This is a genomic window from Nesterenkonia sp. K-15-9-6 (assembly GCF_052656005.1).
In genome coordinates this window covers 1-429 of the sequence record NZ_JBQYEY010000072.1, presented here as the reverse complement: position 1 = coordinate 429, position 429 = coordinate 1, and the positions used below count along the sequence as shown (strand labels likewise).

The following is a 429-nucleotide window of genomic DNA, read 5'->3' as shown; positions in this document are numbered from 1 at the left end:
TATTGGCCAGAATGTGTGTATGGCCCGGGCGTGTCATCCCCTTCCGGCCCAGCCTTTGCGGGTCCAGAGGCCTTCCTCAGCTATAGCTGAGGTGCCGTAGAGCTCAGGGCCGATCGGGTCTTCCTCCACCGGCTTTGACTGGGCTTGCTTCTCCGATTCCTGGTGATGCCGCTGAGCGAGTATCCAAGGATCATGTGGGTGCTCGGTGAGACTGTTGAGCAGCCAGTCCACCGCCTTACGGGCGTGGTGATCGGGCATGCCCCGATGATGGCGCAGCAGGTGCTTGATCCCACTGTTGGGACCGCCCTCTAACCGGGAGGTGGCCCGCTCCACGGTTCGCTGCTGGTCTTCGATGTAGTCCTCGTTGAGGAAGGTGAACAGGGAGTCATCGCGGATCAGCTGCCGGTAGAGTCCCTGGACTCGGCGCAG

General features: G+C 62.0%; 1 pseudogene. It reads right to left on the bottom strand.

The features are described 5' to 3' along the window. Window positions 1-33: 33 nt before the first annotated feature. Window positions 34-429 (bottom strand): annotated as a pseudogene (locus SD455_RS16655) (IS256 family transposase); the annotation flags it as partial.